The sequence below is a fragment of the Clavibacter sp. AC415 genome (assembly GCF_979252985.1).
The window spans coordinates 31,178-51,609 of sequence record NZ_CEEDAR010000014.1 but is presented as its reverse complement, the minus strand read 5'-3'; the positions used below and the strand labels follow the sequence as shown (position 1 = coordinate 51,609).

General features: G+C 72.9%; 14 protein-coding genes and 11 pseudogenes. 5 read left to right on the top strand and 20 right to left on the bottom strand.

Annotated elements, in window-relative coordinates:
* Window positions 1-30 precede the first annotated feature (30 nt).
* The 3 genes from tsf to ACZ411_RS05005 all read right to left on the bottom strand — a co-directional run bounded on the left by tsf (window position 31) and on the right by ACZ411_RS05005 (window position 3,647).
* Entirely contained in the window at window positions 31-858 is an 828-nt protein-coding gene (gene tsf / locus ACZ411_RS05015) for a translation elongation factor Ts (protein WP_464168964.1), read from the bottom strand.
* Window positions 859-970: 112 nt separating this feature from the next.
* The gene (rpsB, locus tag ACZ411_RS05010) at window positions 971-1,933 is read right to left on the bottom strand and encodes a 30S ribosomal protein S2 (RefSeq protein ID WP_104289101.1); all 963 of its coding nucleotides are present in this window, start codon (window positions 1,931-1,933) and stop codon (window positions 971-973) included.
* A gap of 238 nt (window positions 1,934-2,171) precedes the next feature.
* Window positions 2,172-3,647 (bottom strand): sugar porter family MFS transporter, encoded by a 1,476-nt coding sequence (locus ACZ411_RS05005; RefSeq protein WP_464168962.1) that lies wholly within the window; start codon window positions 3,645-3,647, stop codon window positions 2,172-2,174.
* Between the two features lie 98 nt (window positions 3,648-3,745).
* Here ACZ411_RS05005 and ACZ411_RS05000 point away from each other — a divergent pair, with 98 nt between their 5' ends.
* Complete coding sequence (locus ACZ411_RS05000; RefSeq protein ID WP_464168960.1) at window positions 3,746-4,309, top strand: murein hydrolase activator EnvC family protein; 564 nt, start codon at window positions 3,746-3,748, stop codon at window positions 4,307-4,309.
* A 148-nt stretch (window positions 4,310-4,457) separates the two neighbouring features.
* On the opposite strand, the pseudogene ACZ411_RS04995 reads toward ACZ411_RS05000, so the two are convergent.
* The 9 genes and pseudogenes from ACZ411_RS04995 to ACZ411_RS04955 form a co-directional block, all read right to left on the bottom strand.
* Window positions 4,458-5,358, bottom strand: a pseudogene (locus tag ACZ411_RS04995) (tyrosine recombinase XerC).
* Window positions 5,322-6,869 carry a DNA-processing protein DprA gene (dprA, locus tag ACZ411_RS04990; protein ID WP_464168958.1) on the bottom strand — a complete coding sequence of 516 codons (1,548 nt, stop codon included), beginning with the start codon at window positions 6,867-6,869 and terminating at the stop codon, window positions 5,322-5,324. Before dprA ends, ACZ411_RS04995 begins: the two are co-directional and overlap by 37 nt.
* 92 nt (window positions 6,870-6,961) lie before the next feature.
* A pseudogene (locus ACZ411_RS04985) lies at window positions 6,962-8,520 on the bottom strand (YifB family Mg chelatase-like AAA ATPase).
* The gene (locus tag ACZ411_RS04980; RefSeq protein WP_464168956.1) at window positions 8,520-8,876 is read right to left on the bottom strand and encodes a YraN family protein; all 357 of its coding nucleotides are present in this window, start codon (window positions 8,874-8,876) and stop codon (window positions 8,520-8,522) included. Before ACZ411_RS04980 ends, ACZ411_RS04985 begins: the two are co-directional and overlap by 1 nt.
* Window positions 8,877-8,985: 109 nt before the next feature.
* Window positions 8,986-9,309, bottom strand: a complete 324-nt coding sequence (locus ACZ411_RS04975; RefSeq protein WP_012298192.1) for a DUF2469 family protein — start codon at window positions 9,307-9,309, stop codon at window positions 8,986-8,988.
* Between the two features lie 117 nt (window positions 9,310-9,426).
* On the bottom strand, window positions 9,427-10,086 hold the full coding sequence (locus tag ACZ411_RS04970) for a ribonuclease HII (RefSeq protein WP_104289095.1): 660 nt from the start codon (window positions 10,084-10,086) through the stop codon (window positions 9,427-9,429).
* The gene (gene lepB, locus ACZ411_RS04965; protein ID WP_094115630.1) at window positions 10,086-10,838 is read right to left on the bottom strand and encodes a signal peptidase I; all 753 of its coding nucleotides are present in this window, start codon (window positions 10,836-10,838) and stop codon (window positions 10,086-10,088) included. The genes ACZ411_RS04970 and lepB overlap by 1 nt, the downstream gene beginning before the upstream one ends.
* A gap of 67 nt (window positions 10,839-10,905) precedes the next feature.
* Complete coding sequence (gene rplS / locus ACZ411_RS04960) at window positions 10,906-11,250, bottom strand: 50S ribosomal protein L19 (protein WP_012298189.1); 345 nt, start codon at window positions 11,248-11,250, stop codon at window positions 10,906-10,908.
* Window positions 11,251-11,424: 174 nt separating this feature from the next.
* Entirely contained in the window at window positions 11,425-11,670 is a 246-nt protein-coding gene (locus ACZ411_RS04955; RefSeq protein ID WP_464168926.1) for a hypothetical protein, read from the bottom strand.
* Window positions 11,671-11,994: 324 nt separating this feature from the next.
* Here ACZ411_RS04955 and map point away from each other — a divergent pair.
* Window positions 11,995-12,761: pseudogene (gene map / locus ACZ411_RS04950) on the top strand (type I methionyl aminopeptidase).
* 107 nt (window positions 12,762-12,868) lie between these two features.
* Here map and ACZ411_RS04945 read toward each other — a convergent pair.
* From ACZ411_RS04945 to rpsP, 5 pseudogenes are all read right to left on the bottom strand, one after another.
* Window positions 12,869-12,985, bottom strand: a pseudogene (locus ACZ411_RS04945) (tRNA (guanosine(37)-N1)-methyltransferase TrmD); the annotation flags it as partial.
* Window positions 12,986-13,085: 100 nt separating this feature from the next.
* Window positions 13,086-13,490, bottom strand: a pseudogene (locus ACZ411_RS04940) (tRNA (guanosine(37)-N1)-methyltransferase TrmD); the annotation flags it as partial.
* Between the two features lies 1 nt (window position 13,491).
* Window positions 13,492-14,152 (bottom strand): annotated as a pseudogene (rimM, locus tag ACZ411_RS04935) (ribosome maturation factor RimM).
* Window positions 14,130-14,365 (bottom strand): annotated as a pseudogene (locus tag ACZ411_RS04930) (RNA-binding protein). Before ACZ411_RS04930 ends, rimM begins: the two co-directional pseudogenes overlap by 23 nt.
* A 3-nt stretch (window positions 14,366-14,368) precedes the next feature.
* Window positions 14,369-14,782 (bottom strand): annotated as a pseudogene (rpsP, locus tag ACZ411_RS04925) (30S ribosomal protein S16).
* Window positions 14,783-15,016: 234 nt separating this feature from the next.
* Between rpsP and ACZ411_RS04920 the strand changes: the two are divergent.
* From ACZ411_RS04920 to ACZ411_RS04910, 3 genes and pseudogenes are all read left to right on the top strand, one after another.
* Window positions 15,017-16,083 (top strand): annotated as a pseudogene (locus ACZ411_RS04920) (glutamate--cysteine ligase 2); the annotation flags it as partial.
* 106 nt (window positions 16,084-16,189) lie between these two features.
* The gene (locus tag ACZ411_RS04915; RefSeq protein ID WP_464169263.1) at window positions 16,190-16,588 is read left to right on the top strand and encodes a CvpA family protein; all 399 of its coding nucleotides are present in this window, start codon (window positions 16,190-16,192) and stop codon (window positions 16,586-16,588) included.
* Window positions 16,540-17,532 carry a trypsin-like peptidase domain-containing protein gene (locus ACZ411_RS04910; RefSeq protein ID WP_464169261.1) on the top strand — a complete coding sequence of 331 codons (993 nt, stop codon included), beginning with the start codon at window positions 16,540-16,542 and terminating at the stop codon, window positions 17,530-17,532. Before ACZ411_RS04915 ends, ACZ411_RS04910 begins: the two co-directional genes overlap by 49 nt.
* Here the strand turns inward: ACZ411_RS04910 and ACZ411_RS04905 are convergent.
* The 3 genes and pseudogenes from ACZ411_RS04905 to ftsY all read right to left on the bottom strand — a co-directional run bounded on the left by ACZ411_RS04905 (window position 17,424) and on the right by ftsY (window position 20,422).
* Window positions 17,424-17,799, bottom strand: a pseudogene (locus ACZ411_RS04905) (VOC family protein). The gene ACZ411_RS04910 and the pseudogene ACZ411_RS04905 sit on opposite strands and share 109 nt — an antisense overlap.
* Before the next feature lie 137 nt (window positions 17,800-17,936).
* Window positions 17,937-19,499: pseudogene (gene ffh, locus ACZ411_RS04900) on the bottom strand (signal recognition particle protein).
* Between the two features lie 47 nt (window positions 19,500-19,546).
* Complete coding sequence (gene ftsY, locus ACZ411_RS04895; protein WP_464168924.1) at window positions 19,547-20,422, bottom strand: signal recognition particle-docking protein FtsY; 876 nt, start codon at window positions 20,420-20,422, stop codon at window positions 19,547-19,549.
* Window positions 20,423-20,432: the final 10 nt, after the last annotated feature.

Genomic DNA, 20,432 nt, shown 5'->3' with positions numbered 1-20,432 from the left:
CGCATGCGACCCGGGCTCCCCGTGGTGGTGCTAGGCGCCGACCTTGAAGCGGGCGAAGCCCGTGACCGTGAGGCCCGCGGCCTCCACGACCTTCTTCACGGACTGCTTGTTGTCCTTCGCGTAGTCCTGCTCGAGGAGCGCGACCTGCTTGAAGAAGCCGGTGAGGCGACCCTCGATGATCTTCGGCAGGGCAGCCTCGGGCTTGCCCTCGTTGCGCGAGATCTCGGTGACGATGGCACGCTCGGCCTCGACCTTGTCCGCCGGGACGTCCTCGCGGGCGAGGTACTCCGGGTTGGCGAACGCGATGTGCTGGGCGATGCTGCGCGCGGTCTCGGCGTCCGAGCCGGTGTAGTCGACGACCACGCCGACCTGGGGCGGCAGGTCCTTCGACGTGCGGTGCAGGTAGATCTCCTGGTGCTCGCCATCGAGGCGGGCGACGCGGCGCAGGGCGATCTTCTCGCCGAGGATCGCGGCCTGGTCGCTGATCAGCTGGTCGACGGTCTGCTCGCCGGCGGGGGCCTGGAGGGCCTCCTCGACGGTGGATGCGCCGGCCGCGACGACGGCGGCGAGGACGGACTCGGAGAGCGCGATGAACTTGTCGTTCTTGGCGACGAAGTCGGTCTCGCACGCGAGCTCGATGAGGGTGGCGGCGCCGTCCTTCTCGGACGCGGCGACGAGGCCCTCGGCGGTGGAGCGGTCGCCGCGCTTGGCGTTGCCCTTCTGGCCCTTGAGCCGCAGGATCTCGATGGCCTTCTCGATGTCGCCGTCGGCCTCGACCAGCGCGTTCTTGCTGTCCATCATGCCGGCGCCGAGGCGGTCGCGCAGCTCCTTGACGTCAGCGGCAGTGAAGTTCGCCATGCTCGATGGACTCCTTCTGTAGGTGATGATCCGGGGGTCTCCCGGTGGTGAGCGCCCGACGGGCGGGCGCGGTTGCCCGCGCCCGCCCGTCGGGATGGTGCGTGTGCTCGGACTACTCGGAGACCGTGGCCGTCGCGGCGGGCGTCGCCTCGGCGTCGGTGGCCTCGGCCTCGATCTTCGCCTCGGTGGTGGCGTCGGACTCGGGGGCGTGGACGGGAGCGGCGACCTCGTCGTCGGACTTGGCCGCGTTCTTGGCGGAGACCTCGGCGTCGACGTCGTTCTCCTCGACGGGCAGCGCGGCCTTGGCGGCGTCGCCCTGCTCGAGGAGCTCGCGCTCCCAGTCGGCCAGCGGCTCGGCCGGGGCGGAGCCCTCGGCGTCGGGCTTCTGGTGGCGCTGGATGAGGCCCTCGGCCGCGGCGTCGGCGATGATCCGCGTCAGCAGCGCGACGGACCGGATCGCGTCGTCGTTGCCCGGGATCGGGTACTGGACCTCGTCGGGGTCGCAGTTGGTGTCGAGGATGCCGATGACGGGGATGCCGAGCTTGCGCGCCTCGTCGATGGCGAGGTGCTCCTTCTTGGTGTCCACGACCCACATCGCCGACGGCGTCTTGGTGAGGTTCCGGATGCCGCCGAGGCTCTTCTCCAGCTTGTCGCGCTCGCGACGCTGGATGAGGAGCTCCTTCTTGGTGAAGCCGCGCGTCGTGTCGTCGAAGTCGACGAGGTCGAGCTCCTTGAGGCGGTTGAGGCGCTTGTGCACCGTCTGGAAGTTGGTCAGCAGACCACCCAGCCAGCGCTGGTTCACGTAGGGCTGGCCGACGCGCTGCGCCTGCTCGGCGATGGACTCCTGCGCCTGCTTCTTGGTGCCGACGAAGAGGATGGTGCCGCCGTGGGCGACCGTCTCCTTGACGAAGTCGTACGCCTTGTCGATGAGGGCCAGCGACTGCTGCAGGTCGATGATGTAGATGCCGGAGCGCTCGGTGAAGATGAACCGCTTCATCTTCGGGTTCCAGCGCGTCTTCGGGTGACCGAAGTGGACGCCGCAGTCGAGCAGCTGGCGGATGGTGACGACGGCCATGGCCGTACTCCTGTTCCGGCGCGTCGCTGTGCGGCGCGCCTCGTCGGTTCGCTCGGCGGTCGGGACGACCGCTGATCCTGGTGCCCGGCGCGCATCCGCTCCGCTGGCGACAGGGATCGTCACCGAGAGGAGACCGAGTGGATGCGGCGGCCTGATGGGCACGCGTAGTCACCCGACCTGGATCGGGTGCTGGTCGATGGTACCACCCGCACGGCTCTCGGCCGGGCGGCACGGCGGATCAGGCGCGCGCGGCGTCCTTGCGCTTCCGGGGCTTGTCGACGAACAGGGTCTCGGCCTCCTCGAGGGACATGCCGTTCGTCTCCGGGATCCGCATGAGGACGAACACGAACGAGAGCGCCGCGAAGGCCGCGTACATGCCGTAGGTGAAGGGCAGCGAGAAGGCCGACAGGGCGGGGAACGACACGGTGATCGCGAAGTTCGCGATCCACTGCGCCATGGCCGCGACGCCCAGCGCCTTCGCGCGGATGCGGTTGGGGAAGATCTCGCCGAGGAGGACCCAGACCAGCGGTCCCCACGACGCGCCGAACCCGATGACGAAGACGTTGGCCGCGATGATCGCGATCACGCCGAAGGGCTGCGGCAGCGAGACCTCGCCGCCCTCGGTGGAGGACTGGCTGAAGCAGATGGCCATGACGGCGAGCGAGACCGCCATGGCGAGCGAGCCGGACAGGAGGATGGGGCGACGGCCGATGCGGTCGACGAGCGCGATGGCGATGAAGGTCACCGCGACGTTGGTCACGGCGGTGATGACCGATGTCAGCAGCGACTGGGACTCGTCGAAGCCCACGGCCTGCCAGAGCGTCGTGGAGTAGTAGAAGATCACGTTGATGCCGACGAACTGCTGGAAGACGGACAGGATGATGCCGATCCAGACGATCCCCTGCAGCCCGAACCGGTTCCCCCGGAGCGTCCCCGTGCGCTTGGCGACGCGGTCCTCCTCGATCTGGCGCTCCAGGTCCCGGCTCGCGCGGTCGATGTCCTCCTGCTTCCAGACGCTCGCCAGGATCTCCTGCGCCTCGTCCTTCCGGCCCTTCTCGACCAGGTAGCGGGGGGACTCCGGGAGGCGGAAGGCGAGGACGCCGTAGACGATCGCCGGCACGGCGCAGACGAGCAGCATCCAGCGCCAGGCCTCGAGCCCGAACCAGAACCCCTCGGACGCCCCGCCCGCCGCCTCGGCGAACACGGCGTCGGAGAGCAGGGCGGTGAAGATGCCGAGGGTGATCGCGAGCTGCTGCAGGGAGGCCAGGCGACCGCGGAGGAGCTTCGGGGAGATCTCCGCGATGTACGCGGGGGCGACGACGGAGGCGATGCCGATTCCGAGCCCGCCGATGACGCGCCAGATCGTGAGGTCCCAGACGCTGAAGGCGAAGCCGGAGCCGAAGGCGCTGACGAAGAAGAACGCGGCGCCGACGATCATCGTCCAGCGGCGGCCGAACCGGTCGGCGATCCGGCCGGCGAGGTACGCGCCGACCGCGCACCCGAGGAGCGCGCTCGCCACGGCGAAGCCGATGAGCGTCTCGCTGAGCTCGAACCGGCCCTGGATGGCGGAGACCGCGCCGTTGATGACGGACGAGTCGAACCCGAAGAGGAAGCCCCCCACCGCGGCCGAGACCGCCAGCCCGACCGCGCGTCGCTGGAGCTTCTTGTCATCCCGGGGGGTCGTCGTCTCGTCCACAACGGTCCACTCTGCCACTTCTCCGCCGGACCGGTCACCCCGCAGGATGCACCCTCCGAGCGCGGGATGCTGCCTCCCCCGGCAGCCGTGCGCGCCGCCCGGGAGAGGAGGCGCCCATGCGCGACGGCGTTGCCGTAAGGAGGGTGGGGGCGGTCCTGGTGGCGTCGGGCCTCCTCAGCGGGATCGGGGCATCGATGCCGGCAGATGCCGTCCCGCGCGGGGTCCCGCCCGCCCTGTCCGCGACCTTCGCGTCGCGGACCGCGGCGCCGCGATGGTCCTGGCCGGTGGATCCTCCGCATGCGGTCACCCGGCGCTTCGAGGCGCCGAGCACCCCCTACGGGCCCGGCCACCGCGGCATCGACATCGCCGTCGTACCGGGCACGGCGGTGCACTCGCCCGCCGACGGCATCGTCTCGTTCGCCGGCGTGGTGGTCGACCGGCCGGTCGTCAGCATCCAGCACGCCGACGGGCTCGTCTCCTCGATGGAGCCGGTCGTGCCGGGCGTCTCCACGGGCGACGCGGTCTCCGCCGGCCAGGTCGTCGGCGTCCTCGCCGATGGGCCACGGCACGAGCCCGACGGCGGGCTCCACCTCGGCGCCCGGCTCCACGGCGCGTACGTGGACCCGCAGGCGCTCCTCGCCGGCCTGCGCCACGCGGTGCTCCTGCCCCTCGATCCGTGAGGCGCGCGGAGGGAGGCGGGAGTCGGGAGGCGTCCGGCGCCCCGATCTCCGTGAGCGCCGCGACGTCCATGACGCGCCAGATCCCGGGCGCACCAGGCCCGGCCGCCGCCGTCGCGGAACGCCGTCTCCGGAGCGCGGCCCGGATGCCTCAGGCCCGCGGGTGGGCTCCCTCGTAGCTGCGACGCAGGCGCTCGACGGACACGTGCGTGTAGATCTGCGTCGTCCCGAGGCTCGCGTGACCCAGCATCTCCTGGACCGTGCGGAGGTCCGCCCCGCCGTCGAGGAGGTGGGTCGCTGCGGTGTGCCGGAGCGCGTGCGGCCCCTGGGGGCCCGACCCGGGGAGGTCCGCGAGCAGCGCGGCCACGAGGCCGTACACGGCGCGGGAGCCGAGGCGTCCGCCGCGGGCCCCCAGGAACAGGGCGGATCCGGTACGGGCCGCGACGAGCCGAGGGCGCCCGCGGTCGACGTAGGCCGCGAGTGCGTCCGCGGCGGGGACGCCGAAGGGCACCACCCGCTCCCGGTCGCCCTTGCCGACGACGCGCACGGTGAGCCGCGAGTCGTCCACGTCGCCCAGGTCGAGCCCGGTGAGCTCGGAGACCCGCAGGGCCGAGGCGTAGAGCAGCTCGATGACCGCGAGGTCGCGGAGCGCCGCCGGGTCGTCCTCGGCCGCCCTCTCGGCGAGCTCGACGAGGAGCGCCGCCATCTGCTCCCGAGCGAGGACCCGCGGGAGGTGCGTTCCCGCGCGAGGGGCCTTGAGGCGCACGGCGGGGTCGGCATCGACCCGGCCCTGTGCGGAGGAGCCATGCCCCGAAGCCGCGGACGGCCGCAGAACGACGCGCGAGGGTCGCGGGCGCGAGGCGGGCCTGCGATCCCCGCCACAGCCAGTCGCGCAGGACCTCGAGGTCGAGGCTCCGGGAGACGGTGACGCCCTGGCGGGCGGCGTGGGCCGCGAGATCCCGGAGGTCCGCGGAGTACGCCCGCACGGTGTGGGCGGCGCTCCCCCGCTCCCGGCTCAGGGACGTCGCGAACTCCGCGATGTCGCGCTCCAGCGGTGTCCCGCCCGCCGTGCCGGACGTGGCGGACCGCCCGTCGACGCCGTCATCAGCTCGCGCTCCTCCCACGCCCGAAGGCTACGGGCACCGCCGCATCGCGCTCGTCGGCGCGCGGAGCGGGCGGCGGCTGGACGCAGCGGGACCAGGATCCGTCGAGGCCCGGACGGTGCCGGGAGCGGCAGGCCGAGCCGCAGCGTCCCCGTCACCTCGACGCTCGTGCCGGTCACCGCGCCGACGGCCGTCGCACCCATCCACCGTCGGGCCGCGCCACGTGCCCCTCGAGCTCGAGCAGCCCCAGCACCGACGACGTCTCGGCCACGCCGAGACCGGCGCGGGCCGCGACGTCCGACGTCTCCCGGGCGCGCCGCAGAGCCAGCGCGTCGAGGACGCGGCCGACGCGCGGATCTCCGTCGGGACGGCTCTCCCGCCTGCTCCGTGACGCCGGGCAGAGCCTCCGATGGCGGACCCAGCGGCCCGCCGTCGTCCCCGTGCCGTGCGGCGACGCCGCTCCAGCCGGGCACCAGTTCCATCACGTCGTCGGCCGACGCGACGAGGGCGGCTCCCGACTCGCGGATCAGCCGATGGCAGCCGGAGGAGGACACGCTCGTCACCGGCCCGGGAACGGCCCCGAGGGGACGCTCCAGCGCGAGGGCGTGGTTGGCGGTGTTGAGCGAGCCGCTGCGCGCGCCCGCCTCGATCACGACGGTGGCCGCGCTCACCGCCGCGATGAGCCGGTTCCGCAACAGGAAGCGCCACCGGGTGGGGGACGCCCCGCACGGCAGCTCCGACACCACCGCGCCCTCGCGCCGCATCCGCTCGAAGAGGTCAGTGTGCCCCGCCGGATAGAGGCGGTCCACCCCTCCGGCCAGGAAGGCGACCGTCCGGCCACCGGATCCCAGGGCCGCGCGGTGCGCCGCGCCGTCGATGCCGTAGGCGCCGCCCGATACGACGGCGACGCCGCGATCGACGAGACCCGCCGCGATGTCCGCCGTGACGTGCTCGCCGTAGCCCGTCGCGGCCCGGGCCCCGACGATCGACACCGAGCGCGACAGCGCCGCGAGCGCCTCCGGTGAGCCGGTGGACCAGAGGACCAGCGGTGCGTGGGGTCCCAGGTCGTCGGCGCCGAGAGGCCACAGCGCGGCACCCGGCACCAGGACGCGGGCGCCCACGGCCCGCGCGGCACGCAGCCGTGCCAGAGCCTCGGTGCGCACCACCCGGGGTCGCCATCGCTCGACCGCTGCTCCCACCTCGTGCTCGAGGGCGACGCGTCCGTCCTCGTCGAGATCGAGGCCCGCATCCCGCATCGAGCCGACGACGGCGGGCGCGGGACAGCCGTCGACCAGGGCAGCCAGGGCGGTGCCGGCCCCGAGGACGCCGATGACGGCACCCGCGACGCGATCGCCGGGCTCGGCGATGCCGGACCAGGTGCATCGCGCGGCGTCCTCCTCCGGGATCCACCGGTCGTCCGCGTCGCCGGGCTCGACCCGATCGGGGCGGAGCGCGGCCATCAGGTCGTGGAGCTCCCTGGCCGGGAGCCCGAGACGCGACACCGCGAGGGTGCGTCGGGCACCCGGTCCGCGATCGGGAGCGTCCGCGGCGCTCACGACGCACCCCGGAGGAGGAGCGCCCGCCCCAGGTGGTCCGCGTCAGGACCGGCAGCGCCCTCGAGGTCGGCCAGCGTCCACCCGATGCGGAGGACGCGATCGTACCCGCGCATGGTGAGCATTCCGCGGTCGAGGGCGCGGTCGAGGGACGCCGTCGCCGCGCGGGCCACGCGCGCCTCACGACGGAGCCACGTGCCGGATGCACGCGCGTTGGTGCTCCAGGACGTCGGCGCCCAGCGCTCGGCGGCGGCCGCGCGCGCGGCCGCGACGCGCACGCGCGCCGACGCCGTGGTGGTCCGGGGCGACGCATCGGCGGCGAGGTGCACCGCGGTCGTGACCCGACGCACGGCGAGACGGATGTCCATGCGGTCCATGAGCGGACCGGACAGACGTGCCAGGTAGCGCCGCCGCGCCTGGGGCGGGCACCGGAGCACTCCGCGCCCGGGATGCCGTACGAACCGCACGGGCACGGGTTGGCGGCCATGACCAGCTGGAACCGACCGGGGAAGTGCGCGATGCCGTTGGCGCGGTGGATGCTGATGACGCCCGACTCCAGCGGCTGGCGGAGGCAGTCGAGCACCGCACCCGAGAACTCGGGTGCCTCGTCGAGGAAGAGCACTCCCGCGCTCGCGCGGACGGCGGCCCCGGGGCGGATGCGTCCGCTGCCGCCGCCGACGATGCCGGCGGCGCTCGCGGTGTGGTGCGGGGCTTCGAGTGGAGGCCGGACCGAGAGCTCCGGGCCGAGCCTCTCCCCGCACAGCGAGCGGATGCAGCCGACCTCCAGCGCCGCCTCCTCGTCGAGGTCGGGCAGCAGCCCCGGGAGCCGCTGGGCCAGCATCGTCTTGCCGGCCCCGGGCGGGCCGAGGAGGAACATGTGGTGGCCGCCCGCCGCGGCGACGACGAGCGCCTCCACCGCCTCCTCGTTGCCGACGACGTCCCCCAGGCACGGCTCCGGGGAGCCCACGTCCCCGGTGGTCCGCGCTTCCCCGACGCTCGATGCGGCGACCGCCGGCCCGACGACGTCGTCGGGCTCCGGGTCGAGCTCCGCCCCGTGGTGGATCGCCGCGTCGCGCAGCCCCGACACCGGGATGACGTGCACGTCGGGCACGAGGGACGCCTCGTCGGCGTGGCAGCGCGGGACCATGACGCGCCGCACACCCGCTCGACGCGCGGCGAGCACCGCCGGGAGGATGCCGTGCGTCGGACGGAGCCGCCCGTCGAGCCCCAGCTCGCCCAGGTGGACCGTGCCGGCGACCGACTCCGCGGAAACGGAGCCGCCTGCCGCGAGCACCGCCAGGGCGATGGCGAGGTCGAAGCCCGACCCGTGCTTGGGCAGCACGGCCGGCGAGAGGTTGACGGTGACGCGGCGCACGGGGAACTCGCATCCCGCGTTGCCGGTCGCGGCGCGGACGCGCTCGCGGGCCTGGCTCAGCGCCGCGTCCGGGAGCCCGATGAGCACGAACCCGGGGAGCTGGCTGGTGATGTCCGCCTCGACGTCGACCAGCGCCCCCTCGAGTCCCGAGAGCGCGACCGCGAGCGTGCGACCGACGGCCATCAGCAGGCGCTCCGCACGACCTCGATCGACGGCCGTCCCCCGCGCGGCCAGACCACGCCGACCACGTCGATCCTGACGGGCCCGCGACGCTCCGGGTGGGCCGCGCACCAGAGCCCCACCAGCACCCGCAGCCGCGCGGCCTTGGCGCGCGTCACCGCCTCGAGGGGGTGCCCGAAACCGAGGCCCGCGCGCGTCTTGACCTCCACCAGGACGGTCGTGCCCCCATGCGTCATCACGAGGTCGATCTCGCCTTCGCGACACCGCCAGTTGCGCTCCACGAGCGCGTAGCCGTGGTCGATCAGATGCCGTGCGACGAGCTCCTCGCCGCGTCGTCCCAGGTCGTGCTCGCGTGTCATGCGCACCTCCGAGGGCAGGATGCGCTGCCGCCGGGATGCGTCCCGCTCATCGACCCCACGAGGTGCGGCGCCATGCGCGGCGCACCCTGGGGAGGGACCCGGAGGAGCCCTACTCGTCGATCGCCAGCTCCTTGGGGAGCTCGAACTCCTTGGCCGACAGCTCCTCGACGTTGACGTCCTTGAAGGTGAGCACCCGCACGGACTTGACGAAGCGGTCGGAGCGGTACACGTCCCACACCCACACGTCGGTCATGCTCAGCTCGAAGTAGAAGTCGTGCTCCGTGTCGCGACGCACCAGCTCGACCTCGTTCGCGAGGTAGAAGCGCCGCTCGGTCTCGACCACGTACTTGAACTGGGACACGATGTCCCGGTACTCCCGGTAGAGCGCGAGCTCCACCTCGCGGTCGTAGTCCTCGAACTCGTCGTCATCCATGGTCCGTCGATACTATCCGGCCCCGGAGCACGCGACGTCCGGCCGGTCCTGCCGCCGGCCGCGCCGCGCGGGGCCCGGAGCAGGCGGGGAGGGCGACCGGGACGGAAGCGGGACGGGTCAGGCGACCGTCGGCTGGAGCACCCCGCCGAGCCAGGTGCGCCGGTGGATCCGGCTGGGGCCGCTCGCGCGGATCGCGTCGAGGTGCGCGGCGCTGCCGTAGCCCTTGTTGCCGGCCCAGCCGTACTCCGGCGACTCCTCGTGCCACGCCGCCATGAGGCGGTCGCGATGCACCTTAGCGAGGACGGACGCGGCAGCGACGGACGCGCAGTCCCGGTCGGCCTTGACCCTGAGGCGCACCGGGACGGGATGCGCGAGCGCGGGCGTGAGCCAGTCGTGGGAGCCGTCGAGCAGCACGACGCTCTCGAGCAGCGGCACCCCGAGGTGGTGCAGCTCGACGAGGGCGCGACGACCCGCGAGGCCGAGGCACGCCGTGATGCCGAGCTCGTCGACCTCCTCGGCGGACGCCATGCCGACCGCGTGGTGCCGCACCCAGGCGGAGACCGGCGGGTGCAGGGCCTCGCGGCGCTTCTCGCTGAGCATCTTCGAGTCGCGGAGCCCCGGGGGGAAGGCGCCGCAGTCGGCGCCGACGGCGGCCATGCCGACCGCGACCGGGCCGGCCAGCGCACCCCGCCCCACCTCGTCGCAGCCGATGACGAGCGCCGCGCCCGCTCCGAGGAGCTCGAGCTCGATGTCGAGGCTCGGGTCCGCGACCGGCATCAGCCGGCGGGTGCGGCTTCGGGGACGTCGCCGAACGTCTCGGGGTGGTCGCCGAGGATTGTCCAGCGGTCGATGGGCCACGTGATGACGAAGGCGCGTCCGACGACGTGGTCGATGGGAACGAACCCGTCCGTCGGACCGTCCTGGTTGTAGCGCGAGTCCGCGGAGTTGCCCCTGTTGTCGCCCATGACCCACAGCGAGTCGGCCGGCACGGTCACGTCGAAGTCGATGTCGGACGCACGCGTGTCGCCCGGGACCAGCTTGATGTAGGGCTCGTCCAGCGGCACGTCGTTGACGCTCATCTGCCCCAGCGAGTTGCAGCAGACGACGTGATCGCCCGGCAGGCCGATGAGGCGCTTGATGAGGTGGTCGTTGCTGTCGGACGCCGACAGGCCCACCGTGGTGAGCGCCCAGTCGACGGCCGCGGCGACCGGGGGCTTCGCGACCTCGGGCGACGGCAGCAGCCAGCCACCGGGATCGCGGAACACCACCACGTCACCGTGCTGCAGCGGCATGAGCCGCGGCGTCAGCTGGTTGACGACGATGCGGTCGTCGATCTGGAGGGTGTCCTCCATCGACGCGGACGGGATGTAGAACGACCGGATCAGGAACGCCTTGATCAGGATCGAGACGAGGAGGGCCACCACGAAGATGACGAGGACGTCCCGGAGGAACGTCTTCCATCCCCGCGACCCGCTGCCGCTGTGCCTGCCCGAGGATCTGGTCTCCACGGGCGCCGTGCTGTCTGTCATTTACACCGCCTGAGCTCCCGGCAAGTGTATGTGCCGGGAGCTCGGGGGGATGACGCTTGGGGATGCGCTAGGAGCGCTTCTCCTTGATCTTCGCCTTCTTGCCGCGCAGGTCGCGCAGGAAGTACAGCTTCGCGCGGCGCACGTCGCCGCGCGTCACGACCTCGATGTGGTCGATGACCGGGGAGTGGACCGGGAAGGTGCGCTCGACGCCGACCTGGAAGCTGACCTTGCGGACGCAGAACGTCTCGCGGACGCCCTCGCCCTGACGGCCGATGACGATGCCCTGGAACACCTGGATGCGCGAGCGGCTGCCCTCGACGATGTTGACGTGGACCTTGACCGTGTCGCCGGCGCGGAAGTCGGGGATGTCCGACCGCAGCGACGCCTTGTCGACGGAATCGAGGATGTGCATGGTGTACCGCTCTCTCTGCAGCCGCCACGGGTCGACTGCGCATCAATGTCTGGAAGGGGAACGGCCCGCATGGATGGCCGACTCCCCCGTGGCAGGGTCGGCGGCAGGCACGATCGCCCATTGTGTCACCTCGGGCGCGTCGAGCGCAAAGCGCCGGGCCGTGGACGCCGCCGGTCAGTCGAGGCGGATGGTCCGCCCGGCGTCCGGGCCCTCGGCCGCGCGCCACTCCGGGGGACGCGGCTGCGCGTCGCGCTCGATGACGGCGATGACCTCCTGCATGCGCTGGCGCGTCTCCGCGAGGAGCTGCCGGACTCCGAGCGCCACGAGCGCCACGGCGGCCAGCGCCGCGACCACCGCGCACCACGTGCTCGCGGCCGAGTGCGTGCCCGCGCCGGCGACGGCGAGGGTGAGGACGCCCATGACGACCGCGTCCGTCGAGGAGACCGCCCGTGCGGTCCGGACCGAGCGCCGCGCCGAGGATCAGGCCGAGCCCTGCGAGCAGGGCGACGCCCAGCGCCGCGGCGCCGAGCCCGACGAGGAGCAGCTCCCGGCACCCGCCGGAGCCGAAGGAACACCCAGCCGACGAGGAGCCAGGCGGGGAGGACGACGACCGCGGCGAACTGCCAGCGGTAGAGCGCACGGCGGAGTCGGAGGGCCGGGACTGCTGCATGGAGCAATGGCACCAGGTGGACCCTGGGCGCCGCGGGAGGGTCCGCTGAGCACCCCTCCCGTAGGATCCATGGCGTGATGGAACTGCGAACGCCCGCCGAGATGGACCAGATGCGACCCGCCGGGGAGTTCGTGGGCAGCGTGCTCACGGCGCTCGCCGCGCAGGCCGACGTCGGCGTGAACCTCCTCGACCTCGACCGCGCCGCCCACCGCATGATCCGCGCGCGGGGGGCCGAGTCGTGCTACATCGACTACCACCCCTCGTTCGGCGCCATGCCCTTCGGCAAGGTGCTCTGCACGTCCGTGAACGACGGCGTGCTGCACGGGCTCCCCCACGACTACCGCCTGCGGGACGGCGACCTGCTGAGCCTCGACTTCGCGGCGTCCGTGGACGGGTGGGTCAGCGACTCGGCCGTCAGCGTCATCGTCGGCACCCCGCGCGAGGAGGACGTGCGCCTCATCGAGGTGACGACCCGCGCGCTCGACGCCGGGATCCGCGCCGCGCAGCCCGGCGGCCGCACGGGCGACATCTCGGCGGCCATCGGCGCGGTGGCCACGGAGGCGGGCTACTGGTCAACACGGACTTCGGCGGCCACGGGGTCGGCCGCACCATGCACGGCGACCCGCACATCGCGAACCAGGGCCGGCCGGCTCGGGCGTCCCCGCTGCGTCCGGACGCTGGATCGCCTACGAGCCCTGGTTCCTCCAGAGCACGGACGAGATCTAGACCGACCAGGACGGCTGGACGCCTCCGCAGCGCCGACGGGTCCCGTGGCGCCCACATGGAGCACACCGTCGCGATCACGGAGTCCGGCCCCGTGATCCTCACCGCACGCTCCTGAGGCTGACGACGGCCGCGCCCCAGGGGCGTCGCAGCTCGCCGGCGGTCGGCCAGCAGGTCGGGCCGGACGCGACGCGTGCGCTCGAGCTGCTGCTCGCGCCGCCACGCGGCGATGGCGCCGTGGTTGCCGCTGCGCAGCACGTCGGGGACCTGCAGCCCGCGCCACTCGGGCGGCTTGGTGTAGCTCGGGTGCTCGAGCAGGCCGTCGGAGTGGCTCTCCTCCACGAGGCTCGCGGGGTTGCCCACGACGCCCTGGGACGAGCCGGCCGATCGCCTCGATCATGGCCATGACCGCGACCTCTCCGCCGTTCAGCACGTAGTCGCCGAGGCTGACCAGGCGGACGCGCGCGCGCGTCGCCGTGTGGTCGACGACGCGCTGGTCGATGCCCTCGTAGCGGCTGATCCGAAGGCGAGGTGGCCCTCCTCCGAGAGCTCCTGCGCCATGGCCTGCGTGAAGACGTCGCCGGCCGGCGACGGGAAGATCACGACCGGATCGGTGCCGTCCGCCAGGACCTCGTCGACGGCCTCGCCCCAGGGCTCCGGGTCGCATGACCATGCCGGCGCCGCCGCCGTACGGCGTGTCGTCGACCGTGCGGTGGCGGTCGTGCGTGAAGGCGCGCAGGTCGTGCACGCGGAGGTCGATGAGGCCGGACTGGCGCGCGCGGCCGAGCAGGGAGATGTCGAGCACCCCGAAGAACTCGGGGAAGATCGAGACGATGTCGATCCGCATGTCAGCGGGCGTCGTCGCCCTCGGGGGCGGCATCCGCGGGTGCGGCGTCCGCGGGAGCGGCGTCCGCGGGGAGGTCCTCGCCGGGGGCCGGGATCGGCTCCTCCGGGATCTCCTCGAACAGGCCGAGCGGCGGGGTGACGACGAGCGTGCCGGCCGCGACGTCCACGGACGGGACGATGGCCTGCACGAACGGCACCAGGACGGTGCCGGAGGGCGTGTCGACGTGGAGGAGGTCCTGCGCCGGGAAGTGGTCGACGAGGGAGACGGTCCCCACCTCGACGCCGTCGCGGAGCACCCGGAGGCCGACCAGCTGGTGGTCGTACCAGGCGTCGGGGTCGTCCGCCTCGTCGGCGGGCGGCGTCATCCAGAGGATGGCCTTGGCCAGCGACTCGGCGGCCGTGCGGTCGGCGACGCCCTCGAAGAAGCCGACGGTGGCTGTTGTACCAGCGCAGCTCGGTGAGCGTCAGCGTGCGGCCGTGCCACGGCGAGGTCTCGGGGACCTGCAGGCTGAACTCGGCACCGGGGACGAAGCGCTTGTCGGGGTCGTCCGTGAACAGCTCGAGCTCGACGGCGCCCTTGAGCCCGTGCGCCTTGGTGAGCCGGCCCACGCGGAACGCCGCGGGGTCACGGAGGTCGTCGTCAGGAATCGGTGTCCACCACATCGACGCGGACGCGCTGGCCGTCGGCGAGGGCCGAGACGAGCGTCCGAGGGCCTTCGCGGTGCGACCCGCGCGGCCGATGACCCGGCCGAGGTCCTCGGGGTGCACGCGCACCTCGAGGACCTCGCCGCGGGGGGATCCCTTGCTCGTCACGGAGACATCATCCGGGTGCTCGACGATGCCCTTGACCAGGTGCGCGAGCGCGGGAGCGAGCATGGGCTAGGCCTGCTCCTCGGTCGCCTCGGCCGGGGCCTCGGCGGCCTCCGGCGCGGGGGCGGCCTTCTCGGTCTTCTTGGGCTTGAGGACCGGCTTCTTCTTGTCCTGACGTAGGCGGGCTTCGCCTCGCGGGTGCGGACGGTGGAGACGGCGTCCTTGTCGCCCTTGAAGCGACCCCAGTCGCCCGTGAGCTTGAGGAGGGCCTCGACCTGCTCGGTGGGCTGGGCGCCCACGGAGAGCCAGTACTGCGCCCGGTCCGACTGGACCTCGATGAACGAGGGCTCCTCGGTGGGGCTGGGGGTTGCCGATCTCCTCGATGACGCGGCTGTTGCGCTTGGTGCGCGAGTCGGCGACGACGATGCGGTAGTACGGCGCGCGGATCTTGCCCAGGCGCTTCAGACGGATCTTGACAGCCACAATTCTCCTGAATTTTCTTGTGTGGGGTGAACTGACGGCCGTGAGCGTGGGGCACACTCGGCATTGGTTCGATGGGGTCTCACGGCGCCTGATTAGAGGGTCGGACGATCGCGGACTCGACAGATCATTATGGCAGATGCAGGGCTGCGCCGGACATCCCCCGCGGCGCGCCACGCGGCGTCGCACCGGCGCCCGTCCTCGGACCGCGTGGCATGATCGGACGACACCCGGCGCATGCGCCGCCAGGACCCGTGGACGGCAGGACCCGCATGCAGATCGACTTCGCCCATCAGCCCCCGTCCCGCGTCGGGATCGAGTGGGAGCTCGCGTGCGTCGACCGGGGCTCCGGGGAGCTCGGCGGGCGTCGCGCCCGAGATCCTCCGCTCGTTCCCGCACGACGACGCGCACCCGCACGTGACCGGGGAGTTCCTCACCAACACGGTGGAGGTCGTCAGCGCCCCGCACGCGCGCGTGGGCGACGCCGTCGACGACCTCGCCCGCCTCATCGAGCAGGTGGTCGACGTCGCCGACCCGCTCGGCATCGACCTGATGTGCGCCGGCACCCACCCCTTCAGCGTCTGGCCCGACCAGGAGGTCACGCCCGGCAACCAGCGCTACGCGACGCTCCTCGACCGCACCCGGTGGGGGCGCCAGATGATGATCTGGGGCGTGCACGTGCACGTCGGCATCGACGACGCGTCCAAGGCCCTGCCCATCCTCAACGCGCTGCTCGTGCACCTCCCGAGGTTCCAGGCGCTCAGCGCGTCGAGCCCGTTCTGGTCGGGTCAGGAGACGGGGTACGCGTCGAACCGCGCCCTCATGTTCCAGCAGCTGCCGACCGCGGGGCTGCCGCCGGAGATCGGCTCGTGGGCCGAGTACGAGCGGCTCGTCGCCGACATGACGCACGTGGGCGTCATCGACCACCACAGCGAGCTCCGCTGGGACATCCGACCGGCGCCCAAGTGGGGGACGCTCGAGACCCGCGTGTTCGACGGCGTCTCGACGCTCCGGGAGATCGCCTCCCTCGGCGCCCTCGCTAGTGCCTCGTGCACGACATGTCCGCGTCGCTCGACCGCGGCGAGGAGCTGCCGCGGATGCAGCCGTGGTTCGTGCGCGAGAACAAGTGGCGCGCCGCCCGGTACGGGATGGACGCGATCATCATCCAGGACGCCGCGGGCGCGGAGGCCCTCGTCGGCGACGACACGCGCGCCCTGGTCGAGCGCCTCTCCACCGCCGACGCGCTCGGCTGCGAGGCCGAGCTCCGCGGCATCCTCGACATCGTGGACCGCGGCGCGAGCTACCAGCGGCAGCTGCGCGTGGCGGAGGACAACGACGGCGCCCTCGCGCCCGTGGTCACGCACCTCGTGGAGGAGCTGCGCTCAGGCGACCGGCGACGCGGGGCACACTGTGGAGGTGAGCCCCGCCGTCGACATCGTCATCCTCGTCGTCGCCGTGCTCGCCGCCCTCGCCGGCTGGCGCCGCGGGGCCATCGTCACGGTCGCGGGCCTCGTCGGCATCGTCCTCGGCGTCGCGCTGGCGCTCGCGATCACGCCCGCGTTCCTGGCGCTCCTCGACGAGTTCGGTGTCGCGGACGGCATCCAGCGCACCTTCGCCGCTGCGCTCCTCATGCTCGTCACGACGTCCCTCGTCAGCGGGATCCTCGCGCAGGTCGCCAGCGTCCTCACACGCCTCCTCCGACCCCGTGGAGCCGCCCGCGGGCTCGACCGGGGCGTCGGCGCCGTCGCGGGACTGGCCGCGTGGGCCGTGTCGGTCCGGTCGGCGGCTTCCTCGGCTCCAGCGGCGTGATCCCCGCGGCGCACAGCGTCGTCGTCGCGCATCGTGGCGGCCCTCGACCGCGTCAGCCCCGTCTCCAGCGGACGGCCCTCTCCGCCCTCGACGACGCCCTGCACGACGTCGGCTACCCGCGGGTGTTCGCGAACGGCGAGGAGTCCATCGCCGACACCGCGGCGCCCGACGAGGACGTGCCCGAGGCCGTGCGCCGGGCGGCGTCCAGCGTCGTGAAGATCCTGTCGTCGGCCCCCGCGTGCGGCACCTCCTCGTCCGGCAGCGGCTGGGTCGTGCAGGGCGAGCGCGTCGTGACCAACGCGCACGTCGTGACCGGATCCGACGAGGTGTTCGTGCAGCAGGGCGGCACCGGCGAGCTGCTGCCGGCGCGGCTCGTGGTGTTCGACCCCGCGCGCGACGTCGCGATCCTCGCCGTGCCGGGCCTCGCCGCCGCGCCGCTCGCCCTCGGCGAGGAGCTCGCGGCCGCGGACGAGGCCGTGGTCGCCGGCTACCCCGGCGGCGGACCGTACCAGGCGACCGGGGCGCGCATCCGCGAGGTGGTGGAGGCGATCGGCACCGACATCCAGCACGAGCAGCCCGTGACGCGCGAGGTGGTACTCCGTGCGCGGGACCGTGCGCCCCGGGGACTCCGGCGGCGCCCTCTTCGACGCGCAGGGCCGCGTCGTCGGGCTGCTGTTCGCGACCTCGACCGTCGACGCGCAGACCGGCTACGCGATGACGCTGGACGAGGTCGCGCCCGTGCTCCAGCAGGCGGGGCGAGCTCCCCCGTCGACTCCGGCGCGGCGCGGTCGACGGCTGTGCGCCCGCGGGTGCCGCACGTGCCGATGTCGGGGCGTCACGCCTCGACGACGGACAGGACGTTTCCCGCCGGGTCGCGGAACCAGGCGATGTCGGGTCCGTTGCCGCGCATGATGCCCCGCGCGTCCGTCGGCATGTCCGCGTAGATGGCCGTCTCGATGCCGCGGGCGTTGAGCTCGACCACGGCCTCCTCCACGTCGTCGACGGCGAGGTTGAGGACCGTGAACGTGGCGGGCACGTGCCCGGGCTTCGGATAGACGAGGACACGCGCGCCGGAGCCGGGCAGGACGAGGCGGATCATCCCCGATCTCCAGCACCTCCTCGACTCCAGGCCGAGCGTGCCGCGGTAGAACGCGAGCGCCGCGGACGTCGTCGACGCTGAATCCGCTGAAGGCGGTGACGGGTGCGAACACTGGGGGCTCCTCACACTGGACCGCGGCGGGCGCCGCGGTGCTGACCCCACGGTGGCACGCGCGCGGCGCCGCGTCGAGGGGGACGCCGGAGGGCCCCTGCCGCACGCGCGACAGGGGCCCTCCGGGTCGGCCGGGGATCAGCGGCCGAGGAACTTCTGGAGCGACGCGAGCTCTTCCTCGCTGGGCGCGCCGTCGGCGCCGCCGGCCCTCTTCCCCGCGAGGCCGAAGCCGGAGCCCTGGGGTGCGGCGGGCCCGCCGATGCGCTGGCCGGACGCGAGCGCCGCGTTCTGCGCGCGCTTCGCGGGATTGCCGACTTCGAGCCCTTCTTCTTCTGCTGCACGGGCTTCCGGCTCAGTGCGCGCCCGGCATCGGACCCATGCCGGGGATCTGCGGCATGCCGCCGCGGGCGACGGTCCGCATCATCTTGGAGGCCTGCTCGAAGCGCTGCACGAGGCCGTTGACGTCCGTGACCGTCATGCCGGAGCCGCGGGCGATGCGCAGCCGGCGCGACCCGTTCAGGAGCTTCGGGTTCTGGTGCTCGGCCTTCGTCGACGACTGGATGATCGCCTCCGTGCGGACGATCTCCTTCTCGTCGAAGCTCTCCAGCTGCTCCTTCATGGCGCCCATGCCGGGCAGCATGCCCATCATCTTCTTGATGGAGCCCTTGCCCCGCAGCTGCTGCATCTGCTTGAGGAAGTCCTCGAGGGTGAAGCTGTCGCTCGCGAGCTTCGCGGCGACCTCCATGGCCTCCTCCTCGTCGAAGGCCTGCTGGGCCTGCTCGATGAGGGTGAGGATGTCGCCGAGGTCGAGGATGCGGCTCGCCATGCGGTCCGGGGTGGAAGGGCTCGAAGTCGTCGAGGCCCTCGCCGGTGGAGGCGAACATGATGGGGCGGCCCGTCACGGAGGCGACCGACAGGGCCGCGCCGCCGCGTGCGTCGCCGTCGAGCTTGGAGAGCACGACGCCCGTGAAGTCGACGCCGTCCTGGAAGGCCTTCGCGGTCGCGACCGCGTCCTGGCCGATCATGGCGTCGATGACGAACAGGACCTCGTCGGGGTCGGTGGCCTTGCGGATGTCCGCCTGCTTCATCAGCTCCTGGTCGACGCCGAGCGGCCGGCCGTGTCGATGATGACGACGCTGTACTGCTTGTCGGCCGCGTGCTTCATGGCGTCCTTGGCGACGCGCACGGGGTTGCCGCGCCCGTTGCCGGGCTCCGGCGCGAAGACGGGGACGCCCGCCTGCTCGCCCACGACCTGCAGCTGCTGCACCGCGTTGGGGCGCTGGAGGTCGGCCGCGACGAGCATCGGCGTGTGGCCGTCCTTCGCCAGCCACTTGCCGAGCTTCCCCGCGAGGGTGGTCTTGCCCGCGCCTGGAGGCGGCTGAGCATGATGACCGTCGGCGGGCGCTTGGCGAACTGGATGCGCCGCTGCTGGCCGCCGAGGATGCCCACGAGCTCCTCGTTGACGATCTGCACGACCTGCTGGGCGGGGTTCAGCGCCTGGCTGACCTCGCCGCCGAGGGCGCGCTCGCGGACGGATGCGGTGAACGCCTTGACGACGTCGAGCGCGACGTCGGCCTCGAGCAGCGCGCGGCGGATCTCGCGGACGGTGCCGTCGACGTCCGCGGCGCTGAGCTTGCCCTTGCCGCGCAGGTTCTTGAAGGTCTCGGCGAGGCGGTCCGAGAGTGTTCCGAAGGTAGCCATGGTGGCTCCGCAGCTCAACCCGCGCCGGCTGCGCGCCGGTCCCCGGGTCAGCCGACCAGGTTCTGCGCGAACACGTGGGGGGTGAATCCCGTGAGGTCGCCGATGCCCTCATCCTGGCCGATGAGCTTGATGGGGATGCCCGTGCGCTCCTGCACGTTGAGGATGAAGCCGCCCTTGGCGGAGCCGTCGAGCTTGGTGATGACGAGGCCCGTCACGCCGCCGTGCTCGATGAAGGCCTGCGCCTGCGCGAGCCCGTTCTGGCCCGTGGTCGCGTCGAGGACGAGCAGCACCTCTGCGATGGGCGACTGCTTCTCCACGACCCGGCGGATCTTCGACAGCTCGTCCATGAGCCCGCCCTTGGTGTGCAGGCGGCCGGCGGTGTCGATGATGACCATCTCGGTGCCGGTGCGCATCGCGTGCTCGACCGTCTGGAACGCGACGCTGGCGGGATCCTGCCCGGGCTGCTGCGGGCGCACGATGTCGGCCCCGGCGCGCTCGGCCCAGGTGGCGAGCTGGTCGACGGCGGCGGCGCGGAAGGTGTCCGCCGCGCCCACGACGACCGTGCGGCCGTAGTTGCGGAGGAACTTCGCGAACTTGCCGATGGTGGTGGTCTTGCCGACGCCGTTGACGCCGACCACCAGGATCACGGCGGGGCGCGCGCTGAGCTTCAGGGTCGGATCGTGCTTCGCCAGGCGCTCCTCGATGGACTCGCGGAGCATGCGCTGGAGGTCGCGCGGGTCGGTGGTGCGGTAGCGGTCGACCTTCTCGTGCAGGTCCTCGATGGTCGCCTCGGTGACGTCGGGGCCGAAGTCCGCCGTGATGAGCGCCGTCTCCAGGTCGTCCCACGTGGTCTCGTCGATGGTGGGCTTCGCGAACATGCCGCGGAGCGCGCCGGAGAGGGACCAGGGGGTGCGGGCTGCCATGTGCCCAGCG